The sequence below is a fragment of the Singulisphaera rosea genome (assembly GCF_054877945.1).
Window position 1 is genome coordinate 48,666 of the sequence record NZ_JBTYIP020000028.1, and the last position, 20,401, is coordinate 69,066.

The 20,401-nt window shown below is 64.9% G+C and carries 21 protein-coding genes and 1 tRNA gene; 6 read left to right on the top strand and 16 right to left on the bottom strand.

Annotated features, from left to right (window positions below; translation table 11 throughout):
• Positions 1–50 precede the first annotated feature (50 nt).
• Positions 51–1,784, bottom strand: a complete 1,734-nt coding sequence (locus ACYOEI_RS32310) for an SPFH domain-containing protein (protein ID WP_462854040.1) — start codon at positions 1,782–1,784, stop codon at positions 51–53.
• The gene (locus ACYOEI_RS32315; protein ID WP_462854041.1) at positions 1,781–3,415 is read right to left on the bottom strand and encodes an SPFH domain-containing protein; all 1,635 of its coding nucleotides are present in this window, start codon (positions 3,413–3,415) and stop codon (positions 1,781–1,783) included. Before ACYOEI_RS32315 ends, ACYOEI_RS32310 begins: the two co-directional genes overlap by 4 nt.
• 468 nt (positions 3,416–3,883) lie before the next feature.
• Between ACYOEI_RS32315 and ACYOEI_RS32320 the strand changes: the two genes are divergently transcribed.
• Positions 3,884–4,255 (top strand): response regulator, encoded by a 372-nt coding sequence (locus tag ACYOEI_RS32320; RefSeq protein ID WP_462854042.1) that lies wholly within the window; start codon positions 3,884–3,886, stop codon positions 4,253–4,255.
• Between the two features lie 61 nt (positions 4,256–4,316).
• Here ACYOEI_RS32320 and ACYOEI_RS32325 read toward each other — a convergent pair whose 3' ends face one another.
• Both ACYOEI_RS32325 and ACYOEI_RS32330 read right to left on the bottom strand, forming a co-directional pair.
• Positions 4,317–5,507, bottom strand: coding sequence for a PDZ domain-containing protein (locus ACYOEI_RS32325; RefSeq protein WP_462854043.1), 1,191 nt, complete (start codon positions 5,505–5,507; stop codon positions 4,317–4,319).
• 337 nt (positions 5,508–5,844) lie between these two features.
• Positions 5,845–6,315: a hypothetical protein gene (locus ACYOEI_RS32330; RefSeq protein WP_462854045.1), complete on the bottom strand. Its 471-nt coding sequence runs from the start codon at positions 6,313–6,315 to the stop codon at positions 5,845–5,847.
• A gap of 601 nt (positions 6,316–6,916) precedes the next feature.
• Here ACYOEI_RS32330 and ACYOEI_RS32335 point away from each other — a divergent pair.
• The 3 genes from ACYOEI_RS32335 (at position 6,917) to ACYOEI_RS32345 (ending at position 9,441) form a co-directional block, all read left to right on the top strand.
• Positions 6,917–7,897, top strand: a complete 981-nt coding sequence (locus ACYOEI_RS32335) for a transglutaminase-like domain-containing protein (RefSeq protein ID WP_462854047.1) — start codon at positions 6,917–6,919, stop codon at positions 7,895–7,897.
• A 341-nt stretch (positions 7,898–8,238) separates the two neighbouring features.
• Positions 8,239–8,535 carry a hypothetical protein gene (locus ACYOEI_RS32340; RefSeq protein ID WP_462854048.1) on the top strand — a complete coding sequence of 99 codons (297 nt, stop codon included), beginning with the start codon at positions 8,239–8,241 and terminating at the stop codon, positions 8,533–8,535.
• Between the two features lie 90 nt (positions 8,536–8,625).
• Positions 8,626–9,441 carry an FG-GAP repeat domain-containing protein gene (locus tag ACYOEI_RS32345; RefSeq protein ID WP_462854049.1) on the top strand — a complete coding sequence of 272 codons (816 nt, stop codon included), beginning with the start codon at positions 8,626–8,628 and terminating at the stop codon, positions 9,439–9,441.
• Positions 9,442–9,636: 195 nt separating this feature from the next.
• Here the strand turns inward: ACYOEI_RS32345 and ACYOEI_RS32350 are convergent, their stop codons facing one another.
• The 5 genes from ACYOEI_RS32350 to ACYOEI_RS32370 all read right to left on the bottom strand — a co-directional run bounded on the left by ACYOEI_RS32350 (position 9,637) and on the right by ACYOEI_RS32370 (position 16,306).
• Positions 9,637–9,843, bottom strand: coding sequence for a hypothetical protein (locus tag ACYOEI_RS32350; RefSeq protein ID WP_462854051.1), 207 nt, complete (start codon positions 9,841–9,843; stop codon positions 9,637–9,639).
• Between the two features lie 182 nt (positions 9,844–10,025).
• The gene (locus ACYOEI_RS32355; RefSeq protein ID WP_462854052.1) at positions 10,026–10,670 is read right to left on the bottom strand and encodes a dihydrofolate reductase family protein; all 645 of its coding nucleotides are present in this window, start codon (positions 10,668–10,670) and stop codon (positions 10,026–10,028) included.
• A 200-nt stretch (positions 10,671–10,870) separates the two neighbouring features.
• On the bottom strand, positions 10,871–11,827 hold the full coding sequence (locus ACYOEI_RS32360) for an SDR family oxidoreductase (RefSeq protein ID WP_462854053.1): 957 nt from the start codon (positions 11,825–11,827) through the stop codon (positions 10,871–10,873).
• A gap of 123 nt (positions 11,828–11,950) precedes the next feature.
• The gene (locus ACYOEI_RS32365; RefSeq protein ID WP_462854054.1) at positions 11,951–15,316 is read right to left on the bottom strand and encodes a UTP--glucose-1-phosphate uridylyltransferase; all 3,366 of its coding nucleotides are present in this window, start codon (positions 15,314–15,316) and stop codon (positions 11,951–11,953) included.
• 18 nt (positions 15,317–15,334) lie between these two features.
• Positions 15,335–16,306, bottom strand: coding sequence for a UTP--glucose-1-phosphate uridylyltransferase (locus ACYOEI_RS32370; protein ID WP_462854056.1), 972 nt, complete (start codon positions 16,304–16,306; stop codon positions 15,335–15,337).
• 213 nt (positions 16,307–16,519) lie between these two features.
• Between ACYOEI_RS32370 and ACYOEI_RS32375 the strand changes: the two genes are divergently transcribed.
• Positions 16,520–16,593: transfer RNA gene (locus tag ACYOEI_RS32375), tRNA-Asp, on the top strand.
• Positions 16,594–17,167: 574 nt separating this feature from the next.
• On the opposite strand, the gene ACYOEI_RS32380 is transcribed toward ACYOEI_RS32375, so the two are convergent.
• Positions 17,168–17,314 (bottom strand): hypothetical protein, encoded by a 147-nt coding sequence (locus ACYOEI_RS32380; protein ID WP_462854058.1) that lies wholly within the window; start codon positions 17,312–17,314, stop codon positions 17,168–17,170.
• 98 nt (positions 17,315–17,412) lie between these two features.
• Between ACYOEI_RS32380 and ACYOEI_RS32385 the strand changes: the two genes are divergently transcribed.
• Positions 17,413–18,057 carry a hypothetical protein gene (locus ACYOEI_RS32385; protein ID WP_462854059.1) on the top strand — a complete coding sequence of 215 codons (645 nt, stop codon included), beginning with the start codon at positions 17,413–17,415 and terminating at the stop codon, positions 18,055–18,057.
• A gap of 7 nt (positions 18,058–18,064) precedes the next feature.
• On the opposite strand, the gene ACYOEI_RS32390 is transcribed toward ACYOEI_RS32385, so the two are convergent.
• The 6 genes from ACYOEI_RS32390 to ACYOEI_RS32415 form a co-directional block, all read right to left on the bottom strand.
• A complete protein-coding gene (locus ACYOEI_RS32390; RefSeq protein WP_462854060.1) occupies positions 18,065–18,358 on the bottom strand; it encodes a hypothetical protein in 294 nt (97 codons plus the stop codon).
• 2 nt (positions 18,359–18,360) lie between these two features.
• Positions 18,361–18,579, bottom strand: coding sequence for a hypothetical protein (locus tag ACYOEI_RS32395; protein WP_462854062.1), 219 nt, complete (start codon positions 18,577–18,579; stop codon positions 18,361–18,363).
• Positions 18,580–18,835: 256 nt separating this feature from the next.
• Positions 18,836–19,378, bottom strand: a complete 543-nt coding sequence (locus ACYOEI_RS32400) for a hypothetical protein (protein ID WP_462854063.1) — start codon at positions 19,376–19,378, stop codon at positions 18,836–18,838.
• Positions 19,379–19,384: 6 nt separating this feature from the next.
• Positions 19,385–19,582: a hypothetical protein gene (locus ACYOEI_RS32405; RefSeq protein WP_462854064.1), complete on the bottom strand. Its 198-nt coding sequence runs from the start codon at positions 19,580–19,582 to the stop codon at positions 19,385–19,387.
• A complete protein-coding gene (locus ACYOEI_RS32410; RefSeq protein WP_462854065.1) occupies positions 19,579–19,905 on the bottom strand; it encodes a hypothetical protein in 327 nt (108 codons plus the stop codon). The genes ACYOEI_RS32405 and ACYOEI_RS32410 overlap by 4 nt, the downstream gene beginning before the upstream one ends.
• Positions 19,902–20,243, bottom strand: a complete 342-nt coding sequence (locus tag ACYOEI_RS32415; RefSeq protein WP_462854066.1) for a hypothetical protein — start codon at positions 20,241–20,243, stop codon at positions 19,902–19,904. Before ACYOEI_RS32415 ends, ACYOEI_RS32410 begins: the two co-directional genes overlap by 4 nt.
• Between the last annotated feature and the right edge of the window lie 158 nt (positions 20,244–20,401).

Sequence of the window (20,401 nt, forward strand, 5' to 3'; positions counted from 1 at the left end):
AGCGAGACCGCGTTGTGCGGCCTCGCTCCTCCTCGAGGATCTCTGTCATGTTAACGTCGGCTCGCCGAGTCGGGAGGAGGGAGACTCCCGGTGGTGCTCGCGGGGAACTTGAGGGGAGGCGTATCGGACGCGAGCTTGCCGAGCATCGTCTGCTCGAACCCTTTCAGGTCGGTCCAGAGAGTGCCCGGGCCCGCGTAGAACACGCCCAGCTTCAGGTCGGGCGGCAGTCCTTCGGCGAAGACGTAGTTGTTATAAGCCTCCGGGCCGCCGAGGGCCTGGACATACTGCCGGAACCGATCCGCCTCGGCCTGACGCGCCAACTGGATCTTGCCGGCGGTCGCCTCGCCGAGGACCATCGTCGTCTGGGCCTCGACGGTGGCAGTCTTGGCGTCGATCTCGGCCTTGATCTTCTCGGTCATCGCCTCGATCTCTTTGGCCTTCTTCTCGCCGTCGGCCGCGAGCTCGGCGACGAGCTTCCCGGTCTCGGCGTTCGTCCGGCGCTCTTCGAGCGTGACCTTGGCCTTCGCCTCGATCAGCTCGGCCTCCGCCTTGGCGGTGAGCTGCTCCTGCTCGCGGGTCTTGGTCAGCTCGACGGCGATCTTCGCCTTCTGGATCGGCTCACGGACCTGGTTCGGGACGTAGATGTGTCGCGTCAGCCCGAAGAGGAGCGAGAGGTCCTTCGCCTCCAAAACCTTACCCAGCTCCTCGGCCGTCTCGTTCTGGAACTCCTCGCGGGAGTCCCCCACGAGGAGGTCGACGGCCCCTCGTTTCGACCCGTGCAGCCGGCAGATCGAGCCGATCTGGGGCAGGATCACCTTCTCCTCGACGTCCTTGAGCGTGCCGAACCGACGCACGACGTCGGGCGCCTGTTCGGGCAGGATCCCCCAGATCGTCGTGAAGTCGAGATGGATCAAAAAGCCATCATTCGAGGGGAACTCGATTCCCTTGCCCACCACGTAGGTCGGGTCCTTCTTGATCGACTTGCCCAGCCGATCGCCGCGGGGGTCGACGACCGGAAGCGGGTTGGGCTCCTGCTCCGGATCCTGTCGCGCCCGCTTGTCGGTCTCGACCATGAGGGTCGTCTCGTTGTAGCCGACGCTCACGATGTCGACACGTTTCTCCTCGGGGTTGAGGAAGTAGATACCCGGTTGGAGGACGACATCCTGGATCCCTTGGAGCTGCTTCGTCCTCGGGTCGTCGGTCTTGTTGGTCACGACCCCGACATAGCCCGGGGGAATCAAGGTCGCCTGGCTCGGGGGCTGGGTGAGCCGAGTCCTGGGTTCGACGCAGGCACTGACGTCGACGAGCTTGACGTCAAAGGCGTACGAGTTGATCCGGTATCGGCCCGGGGTCAGGACTCGCCTCCAGATCCCTCGGTAGCCTTCGGCGTCCACGAGGTAGGTCCCGGCCGGCAAGGGCTTGCCGACCTTGGAGACGACGATCCCAAGCTTGCCCGGCGTCACGATCTGGTCGGGCACCAGCGCGGTCTCGTACTCGAGCGGCGAGTAGAAGTGCCGGCCCGGGCCCGGCATCGTCTCGAGGATCCCGACCTCGAGCGGCCGGCCTTGGGAGTCGGTCCTGGCCAGGGTCCCCTCGGTGGCCTTCGAGACGCTGCCGAAGGGCCAGGGGCCCCGGTATCGAAGAAGGAGGCTCGAGCCCGGCGGGACCTCGATCCGGCAGAAGATCCACTGCCAGACCCCGACGTACAGGACGAGGAAGGCCAGGGACAGGGCCGCGGCCGCCGCGATGAGCGTCCGACGCGCGTTCAAGAATCGGGTATTCACGGCTTGGCCTCCGTCGACGAGAAGGGCGGGTTGGGCAACTCGTCCTTGTTGGGCGAGGCGGCGGTCGTGGTCGTCTCGTGCGACGCCTTCGGCCGAGGGGCCTCGCGGGTGAACCGGGCGAAGAGGTCCATCAGCGGGCCATCGGAGTTCGAGAGGATCGTCCGGAACGACGGGGCGAGCTTGCTTACGAGGATGTTTCGCGCGAGTGCTCCACCGTCGCCGTCGAAGGCGGAGACGCGGGCCGCCAGGCCGGAGACCTCGGCCGTGTTGTTGAAGCGGATCACGTCGGCATCCGCCTTCGCCTTCGCGGTGATCGCCGAAGCCTTGTCCTTGGCCGCCTGGAATTGGGTCTCGGCAACTTTGAACTTCTGCTCGGCGAGGGTCTTCGCCACCCGTTGCTCCTGCTCCGAGCGCGTGGTCTTCTCGACGACTTCCTGCTCGGCCTCGACCAGCCGTTTCTTCTGCTCGGCCATGAGGACCTGGACTTTGAGCTGCGCCTCGGAGAGTTGCTGGAGCTTCTCCTGTTGGAACTGGGCGAGTTCCTGCTTTGCGACTTCACGCAGCCGCACTGGCTTGGCGATCTCCTCGGGGGGCTGGATCGAGGTGATCGCGACGGCGAGGATCTCGATCCCCTGGTGCTTGCAATTTTCGGTCAGGCTCTTGACCAGGTCGCGCTGAAACTGCTCGCGGTCGACGCCGCTGATGAACTGTCCGCCGGAGAGCTTAGAGCCCCCGATCCGGCAGAGCGACCGGCTCTCGGGAGTGATGATCTTCGAGATGATCTCCTCGTCGACCTGATCGCCGTTGGCGTCCTCGTTGTACTTGACGAAGACCTCGGCGACCCGCTCGGGGATGACCCGGAACTCGACGGCGCCGTCGAGGGTGATCGGGAACCCGTCCGAAGAGAGGAAGTCCATCTCCCCCTCCTGCCCGAGATTGAACCGCTTCGACCGGCAGTCGACGAGGCTCACCAACCGTTCGTAAGGGTTGTAGTAGAACGTGCCCGGCTCGATCGTCCTGGGCTGGACACCCCGCTCGCCTTCCTCGACGAGGAACGAGTTGGGGTTCGCAGGCTCGCGACCAGCCAGGAGCGTGACGACCCCTCGGTAGCCTGCGGGGACGGTCACCGGGTCGTGGAGCTCGACCGACTCGGCATACGGGTTGTAGGGGGAACGTCCCGGCTTGAGGACCTCGCGGAGGATCCCCTTTTGACCGGGGTCGGCGAGAATCTGTCCCGCCGGCAGGTCGGCCCCGCTCAACGAGATCCGGATGCCGATCTTGTCGTTGGGCACGACGAACTGCGGGCCGATCTCCCAGGACCAGTAGAAGGGGTTGTAGAAGTATCGTCCTTCGGTCAAGACGCCGTTGTTGGGCCCTTCGGTCTGGACTCCCTTGTAATACGCCGTCCCCCCTTTCCTCGGGGGAGCCAGCTCCATGTCGCGCTCGAGGTCGAGCCCGACCTTGCGGATCAGGACGGCCTGCTGGCCGGTCTCCACTTCAATCCGGCAGAGTTGATACAGAGTGAACGCCGCGACGAGCAGGGATACCAGGCCCAGGCCCACGAGCCTCTGGGGCGTTCGCCTCCGGGCAGGGCGTTCGGGCCGCTCATCCCATTCCCCCAACGCACTCATCGTTGATCAAACTCCTCGCTCGAGATCGGAGTGCTCAAAACCCTTTGAGTTGAGCGACCCGATCTCGGGAAGGTCTTCGCACGTCGACCCGAAATCTTCTTGGAATCAACGCGTTACGCGACTCGACCCGCCCCGCGGAACATGACCGCGGACGCAATGCGCCAAGGGGCGGCGAACGTTTCGGCCGCATCTCTCGAAGATAAGGTTGGAGCGGTGAGTGAATGGATGCCAGCGGTTATCGAGAGGAGAGCAACCACTGGACGCAACCTGATCCGCGTTTCCGATGCCGCGAAACCAATGGACATCGACCGCCCATTGGCCGGGGGCTGGTGGAGCAGAGCGGGACGTGACCGGACGATTCAGAATTCTGGCATGAAAGCTGCTACTTATTCCATCAGCGTAAGCAACCTCCTCCAACGTGTGAAAGAATGCAGCTCGAATGTGTCAACGTCGAGTGGGTCTAGTCCGATGATTCCTCCCAAGAAAACCATGCTGGTCGTCGACGACGACCGTTGGACACGATTCGCCCTCGAGAGCATCCTGAAGCACCGAGGCTGGAACGTTCTACTGTCGCCGACCGTCGCCCAGGGGCTCGGCATGCTCGAGGTGACGCAGCCCGACTGCATCATCCTCGACCTTCACCTCCCCGACGGCAGCGGCGAGCGCATCCTCCGGAAAATCCGCGACGCGAGCCTCGACATCCGGGTGGTCGTCTGCACGGGGGACGACGAACCCCGACACCTCGCCCAGGTGAAGGACCTCCACCCCGACGGCGTCTTCGTCAAGCCGATCAACGTCGACGAAGTCCTCGCCGCATTTCACCCTACCGAGGTTGCATGATCCGACGTCGCTCTCTCCAAGCCGTCCGGGACCGCCGATGGACATCGGCTCCCCCGGACGATCACGTCCCCGGCAACGTCAGAGTCACGTCGAAATCCTGATCGCCGCGGCGAAACGAGAGTGAGACATCCTTACCGGCCTCTCCCAGCCGTCTTCGGACGGAGCGGATCCGGAGGTTGGCGGTATCTTTTCCCTCGACACGGACGAGGATGTCGCCGGGCAGGATCCCCGCCATCGAGGCGGCCGACCCACTGCCGACGCCTTGCACGACGAGGCGGCCGTTCTTGGTCTTGAGCTGGAGGCCGCTCCGATCACTTTTGGGGTCGTCGAGGGCCGCGTTGAACTGGTTCTTCTGCAGGTAGACGACCTGGTTGGGGAAGTCGAAGGTGACGTTGTATCGCTTCCAGAATCCCATCCCGAGGATGTCGCTGCTCACGTGGTCGGAGAAGATGAGCCCCTCGTGGGTCTCCGAGCCGACCGTCAGCCTTTTCACCGCGCCATAGCGGGTCGCCAATTGCTGACTCGACAGGTCGGCCCCCAGCCCGCTCCCGAGCACGGTGAGGCCCCGGCTCTGCAACAGGCCGTCGAAGTCGGCCGAGCGGAGGTTGCCGCTCCCAATGCCGACACTCCCCGAGTCGCAGAGCAGTCTCCGCGAGCCCAGTCCTTCGAAGTACACATTCACGTGCGGCATTTGCCGGATGATCTCGAGAGGCACGGGAGTCCCCAACCGAGGGGCACCGGTCCGGAGGAAGGCGACCTTGCCCTCATCGAAGTTCAGGAAGACAACTCGGTTGAGCAAGAACGACATGCCGATGATGCCGTAGAACTCGTGCCCCGTCACGCGCCTGACCCCGGCCAGGTCCATGCACGTGACCCCGTCCGAGGTCCGGAGGTTGAGCCGGCCCAGGAAGGCTTTCGGCGGATCGTAGAGCTTGAGTGTCTCGCGCCCGCTCGCCGTCTTGACCTCGATCACCTCCTGGATCGGCCCCAGGAATGAGCTGAGCTTCGTGTCATAGGCGTTGAGTGTCGTCCCCGTGTCGAGAATAAACGGGACGGCCTCACGACCGATCGAGACGGGCACGACGATCAGGTCGCCGTCCGGGTCCATGTCGTACTGCTCGAACATCTGCTCCCGAGGGATCGCCGACGAGCCCCCCTGTGCGAAGGCCCCCTGGGCTGCGACCAGCACGAGGACCAAAGCCAGCGCCGACCGACTTGGGGGACGTCCAGCGCTCGGATCGGGCGCGGACACGCGAAACACTCTTCCCTTCCTCATAGGTTGTCCCGGCCTCGGTGTGGTCGTCGTCGCATCCCGCTCGCATCGAGTGGCGATCTCAGTCATACCAGTCTAGGACTGATTTCTCGCGAGCGGTAGCCACCGACCCAAGCGCGGGCGACCGCGACGTTCCTCAGCCCCGGCAGCCGAGTACGCGTGTCACCTGAGGCTCACGCCGCCAGGCGACACGGTGCCGCACTCTTGGAACTGGTAAAGAGGAGTGGGGAGGGGGCGAGGAGAGAGGGTGAGGAACCTGGGGCCCACGCCCCGCACTTCGTCCAGTTAGTGGGCGCCGACGGCATCCTCGACCTGATCAGGGGGTAGCTTCGAGTGCGAAGTACATCTTGAACGTCGGCTGGGGAGTGGTCCTCGAGTACATAAGGCCGAGGAACAGGCCCGGCGCGACCTCGCGAATCTCGTCGCGATAGGAGGCGTAGAGGAGCGAGGTATCCTGGTAGTCGAGGATCAGGGAGGGCCGGCCGTCCATCCAGCTTTCACCGTGGTAGAGCTTGCCCTTGATGATCCGGACGCCGAAGAACTTGTTCACGGCGGTGGTGCCGTCCTCGTGGAAGATCTTCCCTTGCCACATCATCCGTGCCACCCGGGACGCGGGCACGGCCATCTTGGTGCCGGGATACATGATGACCCGGCCGGTCACCTTTCCGCTGGGGATCGCCCCCGGCGTCGACTGCTGATAGAGCAGGTCGAGCTCCGGTCCGCTCATCCGCACGAGCTGCTTCAAGGATGAGATCGGCCCATTCACACCCCCGGCCACGTTCGCCATGCACGCCCCACTTCCCGGCTGTTGCCCGGAGGCCGACTGCGAAGACGGCAGGACCACCTGCGGGGAAGGCCCCGCGCCCCGGGGCATCTCTTGGATCGCCACCGAAGACTGTTGCGAGGGGACGTACGACGGTCCATCGGCCGAGGCGCCCGGCGAAGGAAGAAGGTTCCACGCCAGCAAACCACAACCGACCGAAATCCGCCGACGCCAACGACTCGACATCACTCGCATCACCCTCGACTCCGCTTCAAGGTGACCCGTCCGGAGATTCGGCAAGGTCGCGTTGCCGGACGGGCCTCGCCCATCCCTGCCCGGGCCTCCGCCACGTCAGGGATATCGGCCACCTCCGAAGCTCTCTTGATCGAGGGAGCGGAAAGCCGACCGATCCGGCGTTCGGACGGTTCATCTCGGGCATGGTATCCCGGGCCGCTGGGCCCGTCTTTGCCACCGATGGCTTGGTTGCGGGCCGGGGCATTGGCGGGCCGCTCACCGCTGGTTTACATTCGACGGATCCTAAGAATGAAAAGGATCGACGACGAGGTTTCATCACCCGGGCTATCGAAACGGACGGCCCACTGAAACTTGGAAGGCTCGGACAAGAATGAGCTCCTACGCCATCTTCGCGACCGTCCTTGTCACCGCAATCCCGGCCGAAACGGCCGAGAGTCCTCGATCACGGGCCTTCGAGCTGACATACCGCGCCACAGTGCGAGACATCCCGAAGGAAGCGATCGACCTCCAACTCTGGCTCCCGATCCCGCAGACCGATCGGAATCAGTCGATCGACCTGATCACCATCGAGTCCCCGTCGTCGGTTTCCATCGGGCGTGAAGCCAGGTTCAGCAATTCGTGTCTCCAGATCAAAGCGAGCCATCCTTCGACCCCGCTCTTTGTGAACCTGACCATCAAAGCGACGCGCCTCGAGAACTCGGGGGGAGACCGGTCGCTGTCCGACGCGGATCGCGTCAACTATCTGAAAGAGGAGCCCCTGGTCCCACTGGATGGACCCGTCCGCACCCTTGCCCTGGAGGCGGTCCGAGGGTGCGAGACCGAGGCCGAGAAGGCGAGGGCCCTCTACGACACCGTCGTCCGGACGATGAAATACGATAAGACCGGCATCGGCTGGGGCCGCGGGGATGCCCGCTTCGCGTGCGACGCAAAGCGGGGCAACTGCACCGACTTCCACGCCCTGTTCATCGGCATGGCCCGCTCCGTCGGCCTCCCGGCGCGATTCGCGATCGGCCTCCCGCTGCCAAAGCAGAGAGGTCGGGGCGTGATCGGCGGCTATCACTGCTGGGCCGAGATCTACGTCCGGGATCAAGGATGGGTCCCGGTCGATGCCAGCGAGGCGGCCAAGGACCCGAGCCGTCGCGATTACTTCTTCGGACACCACGACGAAGACCGCCTGGAGTTCACCCGCGGGCGGCACCTCACCCTAGCACCCACGCAGCAGGGAGCTCCATTGAACTTCTTCATCTATCCTTACGCCGAGATCGACGGAAAGCCCCACGAAGGCGTCGCCCATTCGTTCACGTTCGCGGACCTCGAGTCCAGGCCGGAGGACCCGAGGAGACTCCCATAAGCCGGTTTGCCATCTTATTTTTGACATCGTTTTACATTTCATTTTCATCGCTCAAGCTTATCCCCAAGTTTGGTCCATTTCTTCCGCTCGCCGACACCCCGCCATAAACCCTCGTCGCGCAAACTACCAGCGAATCAGGCATTTGCCCAGGCAACGACTGTTGGCTTGGAAATCACTACAAGTGCCGACGTCGCCTGAGCTCTCTCTGATCGAATCCCTTTTGATATTGATTCCAACCACGATCGTGTCCTGCTGATTTCGCGTCCTCTTCCAATTGTCAAAGGATCTCGTTAGCGTGACGGCTGCGTAACTCACTTCTTTCAGTCGACGAGGGACGAGCCATGACAGTAACGTTGCTTTCAGCGGTCCTGTTGGGAGGTCTCGGTATCGGCGGGTCGGCGGAATTCCAGCCACCCACTCGCCTCAACGCGGGCGGAGCCCCGGTCAGGGTCGATAGTCCGGGTTGGGCCTGCCCCTCCCGGGCGGATGTCGATGGTGACGGCAAGAAGGATCTGCTCGTCGGGCAGTTCCGCGGTGGCAAGATCCGCGTCTACAAGAACCTCGGCGACGACACGCTCCAAGCGGGGGAATGGCTCAAGGCTGACGGGGCCGTGGCGGAGATCCCGGGCGTTTGGTGATGCACCAGTTCTACTCCACAGTTTGTGGACCTCGACCGCGACGGCCGGCGCGACATCCTCTCCGGCTCCTATTCCCGCATGGAAGACGCCATGGCGGGTCTCTTCCAAGTCCTCTACGGCAAACCCGACGGCACCTTCCGCAAGGCGGAAGTCCTCAAGGGGACTGACGGCGCGCCTCTCATTATCCCCGTCAGCAGCAAGCCCGGTGGCGGAGACGACTGGGTCAACAACATCTGCACTCGACCCTTCGCGGTCGACTGGGATGGCGACAACGACCTCGACCTCGTCGTCGGTTCCTTCCCCGGCCTGTTCTACCTCTTCACGGGTCAGGGGGACGGCAAGTTCCTTCCGAAGCCGGACGTCATCAAAGCCGGCGAGCAGCCGCTCAAGGTCGAAGGCCATCATGGCGACCCGTTCGTCATCGATTGGGATGGCGACGGCGATCTCGACATTCTGAGCGGATCGAGCGAGGGCGGCGTGCAATGGGCCGAGAATCGCGCCGGGCCGGGGAAAGTTCCCGCCTTGGAGCCGTTCCGACGCCTGATCGCGCCGGGCCCTAAGACCGAGTACGGGGTAATCGTTCGCGACTCCGACCTCAAGGGGCCGCAGACCGACACCCGGATCTGGGTCGACGACGTCAACTCCGACGGCAAACTCGACATCCTCGTTGGCGACCTGACGACGCTTCTTTCCCCAGCCGACAACGTCACCGAAGACGAGTTCAAGACGAAGTTCGCCGACTGGCATAAATCGCTCAATGAGGTGTCCAAGGCGATGAGTTCCTCGGAGAACGACCCGAAGGCGCGGAACGAGGCGAACCAGCGCTACCAAAAGCTCTATCAACAGCGTAGCGAATTCATGAAGGAGGACCGGACCGGCTTCATCTGGCTCTACCTGCGCAAGTGAGCTCGTGTCCGGCAAACGATCGGCAATGAGCCCTGGCAACACTCGACGTCATGTCCGAATATCGGCAGACGCAGAGGTGTTGCCAGGGCCGAAATGAGCTGGGAAAGTTCGGGAGAAGTGCCTGCGATCCTCATCCAGCACATGTGCGGAACGGAACCGCTACTTGCTAGAAACGTACGGAGACGGCCGTTGGTCCTATCTCGCGTCCTTCCGCTCGAACGCATCACACCGGAAATCGACCTCGCCATCCTGGTCGAGCCGAATCAGGGCACACAGCGGTTCCTCCGCCGGGTCGTCGTCCTTGGCACAGCCGAGGCATAATCCCGGCTTGGCGATCAGATCTGGTCTGATTTCTTCGCCGTCGTCATCGAAGAAGTGAATCCGATCGTCGTCCATCAACATCCCACTCCTCCTCGGACATCGGGCTGGGCACTATCACCACCCGAATTCCAACAACCCATCTGTAAACATCATCAGGCAAGACTCTCTCCACGCTGTCAAGGACGGCATCAGTGCGAGTCACAGATTCACTTGTTAACATCTCGACTCAAAAAAGACCGATCATCCAGGACTTCGGGGTTGCCCTAGCCTTTCTTGACGATCCGATAATGCACCGCCGCTTCGGAGGCCTCGAAGCCGGCCACCTGGTAATCCTTCTCCACCCCCAATCCGCCCAGGAGTCGCTCGCCTTCTCCCACGAAAACCGGTGACATGACCAGGTGCAGTTCGTCGAGGAGCCGGGCTTCCCAGAAGGCCCGGACCGTGGAGACGCCGCCGTTGATTTTGACATCCTTTCCACCGGCCGCGGCCTGGGCTTGCGTCAGGACCTGTTCCGGCGAGCCGTTGACGAAGCGGAAGGAGGTGCCGTTCTCGAACTCCAGGGTGGGCCGAGGGTGATGTGTCAGCACGAAGACCGGGTGCTTGAACGGGGGGGTGCCTTCCCACCAGCCCTTCCAGTCCTCGCTAGCCCAGGGGCCTCGAAGGGGGCTGAACATGTTGCGGCCCATGATGGAGGCACCGATGCCGTCGAAGGCCCTGGCCGCGTAACCATCGTCCAGCCCGGTGCTGCCCTCCCCGCCGCCGATCATGGACTTGAAGGTCTGGGTGGGGAAGAACCAGTTCATGATCGGGAAGGCATACTTGCCGAACGGTTCCGACAGGCTTTGCTGAAGGCCGGCTCCGAAGCCATCCAGGGAACAGGCAAAGGCGCGAACGACGACCTTAGACATCCAATGTCCTCCGATGAGACGCAAAGCGGCCATGGTTAACGAATCGGGTCACAGGGGACAGGAGGAGCCAGAGTTGCCAAAGGGCCCATCGGTGGTCCCGTCTGGCGATAACGGCACGCCCCTGCGTGACACGGTTCATGAACTTGTCGATCGCAAACCGGCCTGATCGACAATCCGCCCACGACTCTCCCGATTTTTTTTCAGCCTCGATCGCGGTCGAGGGCCGTGGACTCGATCGTCCGACGGAGCCCTTCCTCGAAGTCGACGGCCGGACGATAGCCGAGGGTGGCGCGGATCCGTTCGAGGCTGGCCTGGGAGTGTCGCACGTCGCCTTCGCGGGGTGGTTTGAATTCGGGGGTGATGCGGGTCCCGAGGATGTCGTTGATCGCCGAGACGAGGTCGAGGAGGGAGATGCGTCGGCCGGTGCCGACGTTGAAGACGTCGCCGGCGAGGGGATCCTTCGCGTGCATCGCGGCGAGGTTGGCGGCGACGACGTTGTCGACATAAGTGAAGTCGCGCGTCTGCCCGCCGTCGCCGAAGAGGATCGGGGACCGTCCTTCGGACATCGCCCGGGTGAAGAGGGAGATGACCCCGCTATAGGGGCTCGAGGGGTCCTGGCGCGGGCCGAAGATGTTGAAGTAGCGCAGGCTGACGCCGTCGAGGCCCATCGTCTTGGCGTAGACCGACACGTAGGACTCGCCGGCGAGCTTGCCGGCCGCGTAGGGGCTGAGGGGTTGCGGGAGGATCTCTTCGTGTTTGGGGAGGGCTTCGGTCTCGCCGTAGGCGCTGCTCGACGCGGCGAACATGAAGCGACGGACGCCCGCCTGCCTCGAGGCCTCGAGCATGTTGAGCGTGGCGGTGGGGCCGCTCGCGTGCGAGTCGAGGGGCTCGCGGACCGAACGCGGGACGCTCGGGATCGCCGCCTCGTGGAAGACGTACTCGGCCCCCTCGACCGCCGCCTGGCAGGTGGCGAACTCCGAGACATCCCCCTCCATCCAGTCGTATCGCCCCTCGAGGTGCGCGAGGTTCTCGCGACGGCCCGTCGAGAGGTTGTCGACGACTCGGACGGGGTAACCTTCGGCCAGCAGCGCCTCGACCAGGTGCGACCCAATGAACCCGGCGCCCCCCGTCACCACGACCCGTCCGGCAGTCTTCATGTCAGGAGCGCCCCGATCTCGATTCCCGTGTCGCGTCCGACCCAGGTGTCGGCTCGTGACGTGTTCATCACAACGATGTGATTAGAGACACCCAAAACGCCGCGACGTCACCCGCCGCGAGTTTTAGGAGGTGAATTCGCACAACGACCGGACGTAGTCGCGGCTCCCGTCGTTAGCCCAACCGTCGAGTTGGGCCGTGTCCTTGAGTTGCTGGCCTCGTCGACGATGCACGGCGAGGAACGAGCAGGGGAGGCCGGAGAGGGACGTCAGGTCGCCCCAGAGTTTCTCGAACTGGGCGACCGGGAAGACGTCTTCTTGCCCGTGCCCCCAGCGCCGCTTGACGTCCTTAATCGTCACGTAAGTCGGGACCCGCGAGGCCATCGCCCGTACGGCGTCGGCAACCTTGGACGGGTCGCCTTGCAAGTCGGCCCGGGTCAGGCCGAAGGCGGTCAAGAGGCCGTCGATGTCGACCCAGTTCGTGTTCGAGTTGTAATAGCGGAGCTTGAACTCGGTGTCCTCGCGCGGCGACGCCAGCCCCTCGAGCAGCCTGGGCCGGCCGCCGACCCTGGCCAGGCCGCCGCCTCGATCTTCGATCCGCCGGGCGATCACCTCGAAGCTCAAGGTGGCCCGGCTCTCGATCACCAGGCCGAGGGTCCCGGGGTCGATGTCCGCGCCGAGCGTGTCGATGTTGTGGACCATGAGCCAGCGGAGGCGGGGGTACTCCGCGAGCATCCGGGCGAGCACCCCGTTCCGCAGGAGGTTGGGGACTTCGTAGAAGTGCCCCGGCGGGTTGAAGCGCTGGATCGGGACGTTGTCGGTGTAATCCGCCCCTTCGCCTTGCGAGCGTGCCCAATCGAGGATCGCCCGACGGCCGGCCTCGCGGACCTTCTGCTTGTTCTCATCGAGAGTCTCGTGGGCCCCTTCTTCCCAAAGGAAGGTCAGGTCGCGGGCCATCGGGATCAAGCGCTGGCCGATCGACTGCCCGCGTGAGAGGTAGACCGGGCCCTGGTGCCCGTAGTTCCGCTCTTGCTCGAGGTGCCGCTCGATCGCGGAGTGGGTCAGGTAGCTCGTCGTGACCACGTGCGGGATGGTCGTCGAGTAGAGGCGCTGGACCCGAGTGGTCTTGGCCAGGTGGAGCTCGAGGAAGCTCCGGTGGCGTCCCGCGAGCATGACGAACGGGTTGACCGCCTTGACCACGCCGGCGCCGGAGGTCCATCGGCTCCCGACCCCCGCCGCGAGCGAGACGACGGCCACCTCGCCGGCCCGGATCGCCTCGGCCCCGAGGTCGATGGCCCGTTGGGGCAGGAGACTGTGCTCGGCGAAGATCAGGTCGGAGTCCTCGACGTCGCGGATATCGCTATCGACGGGGAGGCGATTCCGCGCCAGGCCGATCCGCCCGCGCTGGATGTCGTCGCGGAGCTGGTTGTGCTGGACGGCGTCGAACCCGTTTTCCTTGCGGATCCTGGCCGCCGCCTCGTCCCAGGAGCTCGAAGCCGAGTCGGCGGCCGAGCGTGTGACCGGGAAGAGGTTATTGATCATGGTCCGAAAGACCCGGAGCAGCTCCCCGGTGTCTCGGCTCTGATTGGCGAAGTGGTCGACGTCCGACATCCGCAACGGGTCGAGTCCGGCCGTTCCCTCGGCGATCATCCGGGGGACCTGGAGGGTGTAGTACCGGGCGGGCATCATCGCCTCGGCCCCCTCGTGGAGCTCGGCGAAGGTCCCGTGCGGGTTGACGCGGAAGTCGTAGACGACCGACTCCATGGCGAAGGGCAGGGCGTCGTCGAGGCTCTCCTTGACCTTCCTCATGATCCGGGCGATCTCGCCTCGGAACTCGGCCTGGCGGTGGGGCGCGACGAAGAACGCCATGCCGCCCCCCGACATCCCGCCGAGCATCAGGAAGCCCCAGAAGTCTTCGCCCAGGACCTCGCGAGCCTCGCGGATGATCGACTCGGTGAACCGGTTGCTCACCCAGGGGATGATCTTCTTGAGCGGGCCGTCCCAGTTCTCGGTGGTCAGCCGGCCGAGGGCCCGGACGTCGGCCGCCTTGACCGCTTTCACGATCTCCTCGAAGATCCGGAGGGCCTCGTGCCGGGCCTCCCACTCCGCCTTGCTGCGGAGCAGGTATTTCTCCGTGACCATGTTGAGGATCGGCCCGACGTTCTGGGCCATCCCGCCGTGGACGAGGACGAGGCTCCGCGCCAGCTCTTCCTGAAAGGCCCCGGGAGCCCCAGGCCCGGAGCGGCCGTCGAGCAGCTCGTGCTTGGGGAGGAGCCGGCCTCGGCTGATGCCCGACTCGGGGTCCGTCTCGCCCGCGGGGACCCCGTGGATCACTTTGACGCCGGGGAAGACGCCGCCGGAGTCCTGCCAACCGCCGCCCGAGCCCCCGAGCCATTCGCCGAGGATCGCGCGGGCGACGACGACCTTCGCCTCCTCCGGCTCGAGTTCTCCCGTGAGGCTCCTCGCCTGGCTGGTCGCACGCATCAGCAGGCTGATCAGCGACGCAAGCAGGTTCGTCGAGACCGCGAGCCGAGACCCCTTGGGGATGTCGTTGACCTTGCTCACGACCTCCAACCCGTAACCGGGCCGGACGATCCGGCCAAGGAGGTCGTCCAGGCGGGTCGCCGTCCCCTCGAACGAAGGGGGGATCAGCCCCGAGGCGATGATCCCCGCCTTGACGAGGCCGAGGTAGTCGTTGCCGAAGTTGAAGAGCTCCTCGAGCGTGGTGACGTCCTTGCACGCCGAGAGGTCGATGCTGGTGAGCCGAAGCAGGGGCTCGGGGATCACCCGGACCCTGGTCTCGATCGGCGGCCGGGGCTGGTCATCTCGCCCGTGGACGCCGAGGTCGACCGAAATGTTGAGGACTCTCGCTCCCTCGGGGAAGTCCATCCCGAGGAAGAAGATGTCCGACCAGGCGCTGTGGGAGAGGTCGAGGCGGACCGGGGTCCGCTCGACCAGGATCGGGAACAGGCCCTGGTCGGATTCGCGTTCGAGGAGTTGGGGGTGGATCCGGATCGGGTGCTCGTCGGCCTGCCCGACGCGGAACATCCAACGATTCCCCTGGCAGTTCCGGACGGAGCGCCGGACCTGGTCGGCCAGGCTCTGGAAGGCGATCTGCTCGTAAGCCTGCGAGAGGGCGCTGGCGACCGTCCCGTTGAGACCTTCCCGGCGGATCGCATTTCGGAACAGGCCGATTGCCTGTTCGAACCGGCGTTCCAGGAGGTCCTTGAAGCCGTCGAACGGGATCGTCCCGGTCGCCCGGATCGCCGGCTCGTCTTCGAGCCGGAACCGGTAGATCGCGTGGAGGAACAACGACGCCCGGACCCGTTCGTAGAGGTTGTCGGCCGACCGCCGGAAATTTTCGAGGTCATCGCAGGCGCGCAAGACCTCCTCCGGGCCGGCGCCTGCGATCAGCTCGTAGACGGAGCGATCGCGCGACGAGGGATCCTGGCTCGTGATGGTTTCGATCAAGAGCGTTCCGCGAGGGCTCATGAGCCGCCTTGCTAAAGGTCAGGGTGCCGGGCTCGCCGGACCGTTATGCTGCTCGATCCTGACGATCGACTCGAGGAGCTCGGCGAGCATCCGCTCGCGGTCGACCCCCGCCAAGGCGAGCGCGATCTGGGTCTCGACGAAGCCATATTTGACGCCGAGGTTGTGCCGGGTCCCCTTGGTCTCGAGGGCGAGGTACTCCTCGCGCCTCGCCAGGGCGTTGAGCGCGGTCGTGAGCTGGATCTGCCCTTGCTCCCGGACATCCCGGGCGACCAGGTCCTCCAGCAGCTCGAAGACCGTCGGCGTGAGGACGTGGACCCCGAAGAAGCAGAGGTAGTGCCCCGTCCGCAGGCCGGGGACCTGGAGCCGGAGCTCGGCCAGCGTCGGGTTCGGCTTCTCGATGATCTCATCGACCACATAGACATCGGGCCGATCCTGGCGGCGCTTCCCGGAGACCGTCCCATACTGTCGGATCAGGTGTTCCCGCGTCGCTTGCACGGCTGAGACCGCGCACCCCTCGGCGGCGGCGAGGTCGAGCAACTGCCGGGCACATCGCCGCGACTCACTCGAAATATAGAGGTGGTCGCCGAGGAGCAGCAAGAACGGCGCGTTCCCGACGAGTTCGCGGGCGCACCAGACGGCGTGCCCATACCCCTGGGGGTCGGGCTGCACGGCGAACCTCAGCCGCTCCTCGAGGTCGACCAGGCGTCGGGCCTGGAGCTCCGCCCATTCCACCCCTCGGAACGACGACCGGAGGTTCTCGGCATACCGGCGGAAATGCCCCCGATAGACGGCCTCATCGCCCGGTGCGCTGACGACATAAACCTCTTCGATCCCGCTCTCGATCGCCTCTTCGGCGATGATCTGGAGGACCGGCTTGGTCAGACCGTCGCGGTCGACCAGGGGGAGCATCGCCTTCTGCACCGTGTCCGACGCCGGATACTGCCTCGCACCTCGTCCCGCCGCCGTGATGACCGCCTTGGAGATTTGCACGTCCGCCCCTTGCCCTGGCCCGCAGCGCATCCCGATCGGATCACTCGCGCCGCCCTCGCCGCACCGCCGACGCGACGCGTCGGCACGACGGGTCGTCACTCGACCTAGGCAAGCCTATCAAGCCCCTCCGAACCTGACAACGGGGTCGATTCTTACCGGGTGCTTGACATCGCGCGTTCCGTCCTGTATCTTACATTCCGTCGCCGCTAGCGAGGGGATGTAGCTCAATTGGTTAGAGCACCGGCCTGTCACGCCGGAGGTTGTGGGTTCGAGCCCCATCATCCTCGCTGAATCGCGAACCCCTGGGAAACCAGGGGTTCTGTGTTTCGAAAGCCACCTCAAAATTGCCCCCGGAAATCACGTCCCCCGGATTCAATCCCCCGGTTATCCCCCGGATTGGCGCACTGGACTGGTGCCTAAAAGAGGTTTAAACTCCTCTTACGGTACACTTAGACAGTGCGACGGAGGACGTGACATGGGGCGTCGAGCGTCATTCCATTGGGACAAACGGGAGCAGGCCTACCGGACCGAAACCGGGGGAAAGACCAAATATTTCCGGGGGATCGCTCGGGAGGACCACTCGGGGATAGCCAATGCCTTCGCGACTTACCTAGAAGACCTGGATGCCGCAACTCGCCCAATCGAGTTGACTGCCGAGGATATCGCGACGGCGTTCGTGAAGGCAGGAAGAGGGGTAAAGGCCCGGACGGTCCGCACCCACAAGGAGCGTCTCGTCGCATGGATGGAGTGGGATCCGAAGGATGGTGGCGGGATCATCGCGGGGAGGCCGGTCTCCTCTCTCGAGGCGAAGCATCTCCGCAAGGCGCTCTCCACCTGGGCGGAAGAGGGGTTATCGGATAACTACCGCGCCGGGATCTGCCGGAGCGTGAAGGCGGCCTTCACCTGGGCCACATCGGAGGAAGGGGGGAGGCTCGTCGCCTCGAATCCCTTCGCCGAGGTCAAGGTGCCTTCCGTGGGCCGATCGCCCATCCGGTATGCCGAGCGCAAGGAGGCCGCCGCGTTCCTCCGGTACACCTGGCGTCGAGCCGACGAGTCGGTCGGAGTCTACCGGCGCTTCGGGAGGCTCCTGGCCCTGATGGTCCGCGTTGCCGCCCACACCGGGGCTCGGCCCGGGGGAGCTCTGCTCCGCATGGTGGGACGACTTCGACGCGACCCGCGGGACGATCTCCATCCCACCCGACCGCCACAAGACCGGGAGCAAGACGGCCAAGTCTCGAGTCATCTTCCTGACCCCCACCCTCGTCAGTGCGCTCGAGAGGGAGCGGATGCACCCCAACCGACACCCGATCTCGATCTTCGTCCACAAGCGAGGCAAGGGAGGGATCGCGCGAGGCGGAGAGAAGGAAGTCGGCGAGCCCTACGGGACCTTCACCACGACACCGAACGGGCGGCCAAGCTTCGAGGCCAACTCCACAGTGCTCTCGCGGAAGATCAGGCTCCTACGTAAAGAGGCCATCGCCGAGGGGAAGCGGCTGAAAGAGGCGGGGAAGCCGACGCGGGGGTTGGACATGATCAAGGATGTGGGTGATAACCGCTTCGTCATGTACCAGCTCAGGCACACGACCGCCAGCGATCACCTGATGAACAAGGGCGATGCGTCGACCGTGGCGGAGTTGCTCGGGACGTCGGTCCGCATGCTCGAGACGACGTACGGCCATCTCCTCGACGACCACCTGGCGCGAGCGCATTCCGAACTCACGGGCAAGCGGCGGAGCAGGGGCAAGGCGTAGGCGAATCCTACGCCTGCCTCAGCTTGTTCGCGCGGGTCGGGGGTGCCTGGGGTGTCTTCCGAGGCTGGGGGGAGGTTGCGGGGCGAGTGTAGCGCTGTCGCGGTTCGGGAGGCTTCGTCGAGGCATCCCGAGCGGCCTCCCAGTCCGAGCGACGGAACCGGGCGGCGGCCATGACGGCGCGTTGAGGCTCGAGGACAGGGACCCCAATCCTACGGATCATGGCCCATGCCGCCCGGTCGCTGATCTTGAGCTCGGCCGCCACTTCAGCGACCCCGATCCATTCGTCGGTCGTCGTTGCCACCTTCATGCTCCCTTCGCCTTCCATCGATAGACCGTCATCACCTTCCCCGTCCGCGTCGCCTGCTCCGCGCTCTCGACGAACCCGCCCGCCCGGAACTCGGCGAGCGCTCGATGTATCTCCTCGGCACTGGCCGTCGGCGTCACGAAGTTCCGCAGCGAGCCCGTCGTCTGGGGACGCTCGGCCAGCGCCAGGACGATCCGGCTGTGGTCGAGTCGTCTCACGTCGCCACCCCTATGCCCAGGTCCTGGGCGGTAGCGCTCCTACCCGCGTTCGGCGGCCAGCTCGACGGCGGAGAGTAGTCCGCTGGGATCTCAGCGAGCTGGCTCGACGCTAACCAGCCGACGAGGTCGAGGCTACATGCCGAACAGAAGTCCAACTCTTTGAACCGCGTCCGCAGCGGGCCGGTCTGGACGGCCAGGAGGGTTCGCTCCTCCAAAATCGTGGCTCCGCATCGGTCGCAGTGATAGCGGGTCTCAGTCATCGCACAAGCCCTCCGATCGGGGTCGGTTGCTTCGGCCCCGCGACGGGTGGGAGCCAGAGCGGAGTCATGAACGGGTTGGCTGCGAGAGAGGCCTCGACGGCGGCGCGGGCCGCTTGTCGCTCCGCCTTGCGCTCGGCCTTCTCCCTGGCGATTTTGGCTTCCCAAAATTCATAGGCCTCATGCGCCACTCGATGGACTTCGGCGTTGTGGGCCTCGGCCGCTGGGTGGAGGCTCAGCCAGTAGGGCAGTCTCGTCCCGCGTCGGCACTGGGCCGCCTGGTGGCTGACGACTTCGGCGGAGAGGCCCCAATCCCAGCGCCAGGGGTGGCGATGCTCCGTCCCGCATCGTTGGCAACGGATGACGATCCCAACGAGCGGACGGTTGCGGGAGCCTCGATACCACTCGAGCCAGCCGAGTCGGATGCTCTCACCGGCCGGGACGTCGGCTCGGGTCAAGGGGACGTCGGGGAGGTCCCAACTGTCGGATGCGGGGGTAAGCCGGCCTTCCAACTCATGTCTCCCGTCGATAGGTTCGGTCATAGGTCCTCACCTGTAGAAGGGGCCTCGGACCCCGGCCATGTACTCCTCGACCACTCCCGACTCGACGAGCCGCCGACAGATGCGTTTCACCCGGCCCTTCTTGAGCTTCGTGACCACGGCCAGGTCGCTCGCCTCCAACGGTCGGATCCGGTTGCGGATCGCCTTCAAGACCCGGTCGGTGTCGGCCCCCTCGCGACGGCTCATGGCTTGGCCCTCCGGCGCTTGTCCCAACCCTCCTGGAGGACGCGGACCTGATTGGTGATCTTGTCGTTGTGGTTGACGTGCGAAGGGTCGAGGCCGACGTAATAGCCAGTCGGGGCCGCTGGGGAATTGCAGTGCGCGTTTCGGTGGGAGACGTCGTCCCGGCGGAACGGCGGGTCTCCCCACCCGTGGCTGTGCTCGCGCTTGCAGAATGGGCACCAGGCAACCAGGCCCAGGTGCGGTCGCGTGTTCTTCAAACCCGCGTCGAGGACGACGAGGCGCCCGACGAGGAGGATGTCTTCGGGCTTGAGGCCGCGAACGATCATCGGGGCTCTCCAGGTTCGTGGGACGTGGAAGCGATCTCCTCGAAAGCCAGGCGCTCGGCCTCCCGCCAGTCGTGGCCTTCGTCCTCGAGTTGGTTGGCCCGGCGACCCCAGCGCTCTCGGATCGCGACGGACCAGTCGGCGACGGTGGCACGCCAGGGCGTCGAGGAAGGGCGACCGTCGACGCGTCCCCACCATGCCAGGATCTCAGCCTTCCGCGCCAGGACCTTTCGGGCGAGCGAGTCGGCGCCCTTCGGTCCATCGACGAGGACGCGGGAGCCCTCGATCTGGATCGCCACCCCGGCCGCGTGGGCGGCGTCGAGGAGGGCCATGAGGCTCAATTCGCCACCCTCCCGGGGGGGGACCGTGATTTTTTTATATACCTGGGGGTAAGTGCCTACAAAACCTACAGAACCCCCCTCAGAGGGCTCCGAACGGGGTTCTGTAGGTTTTGTAGGCACGTCGCCATAGGTATTCTCAGAATTCGCAGGGAGCGGAG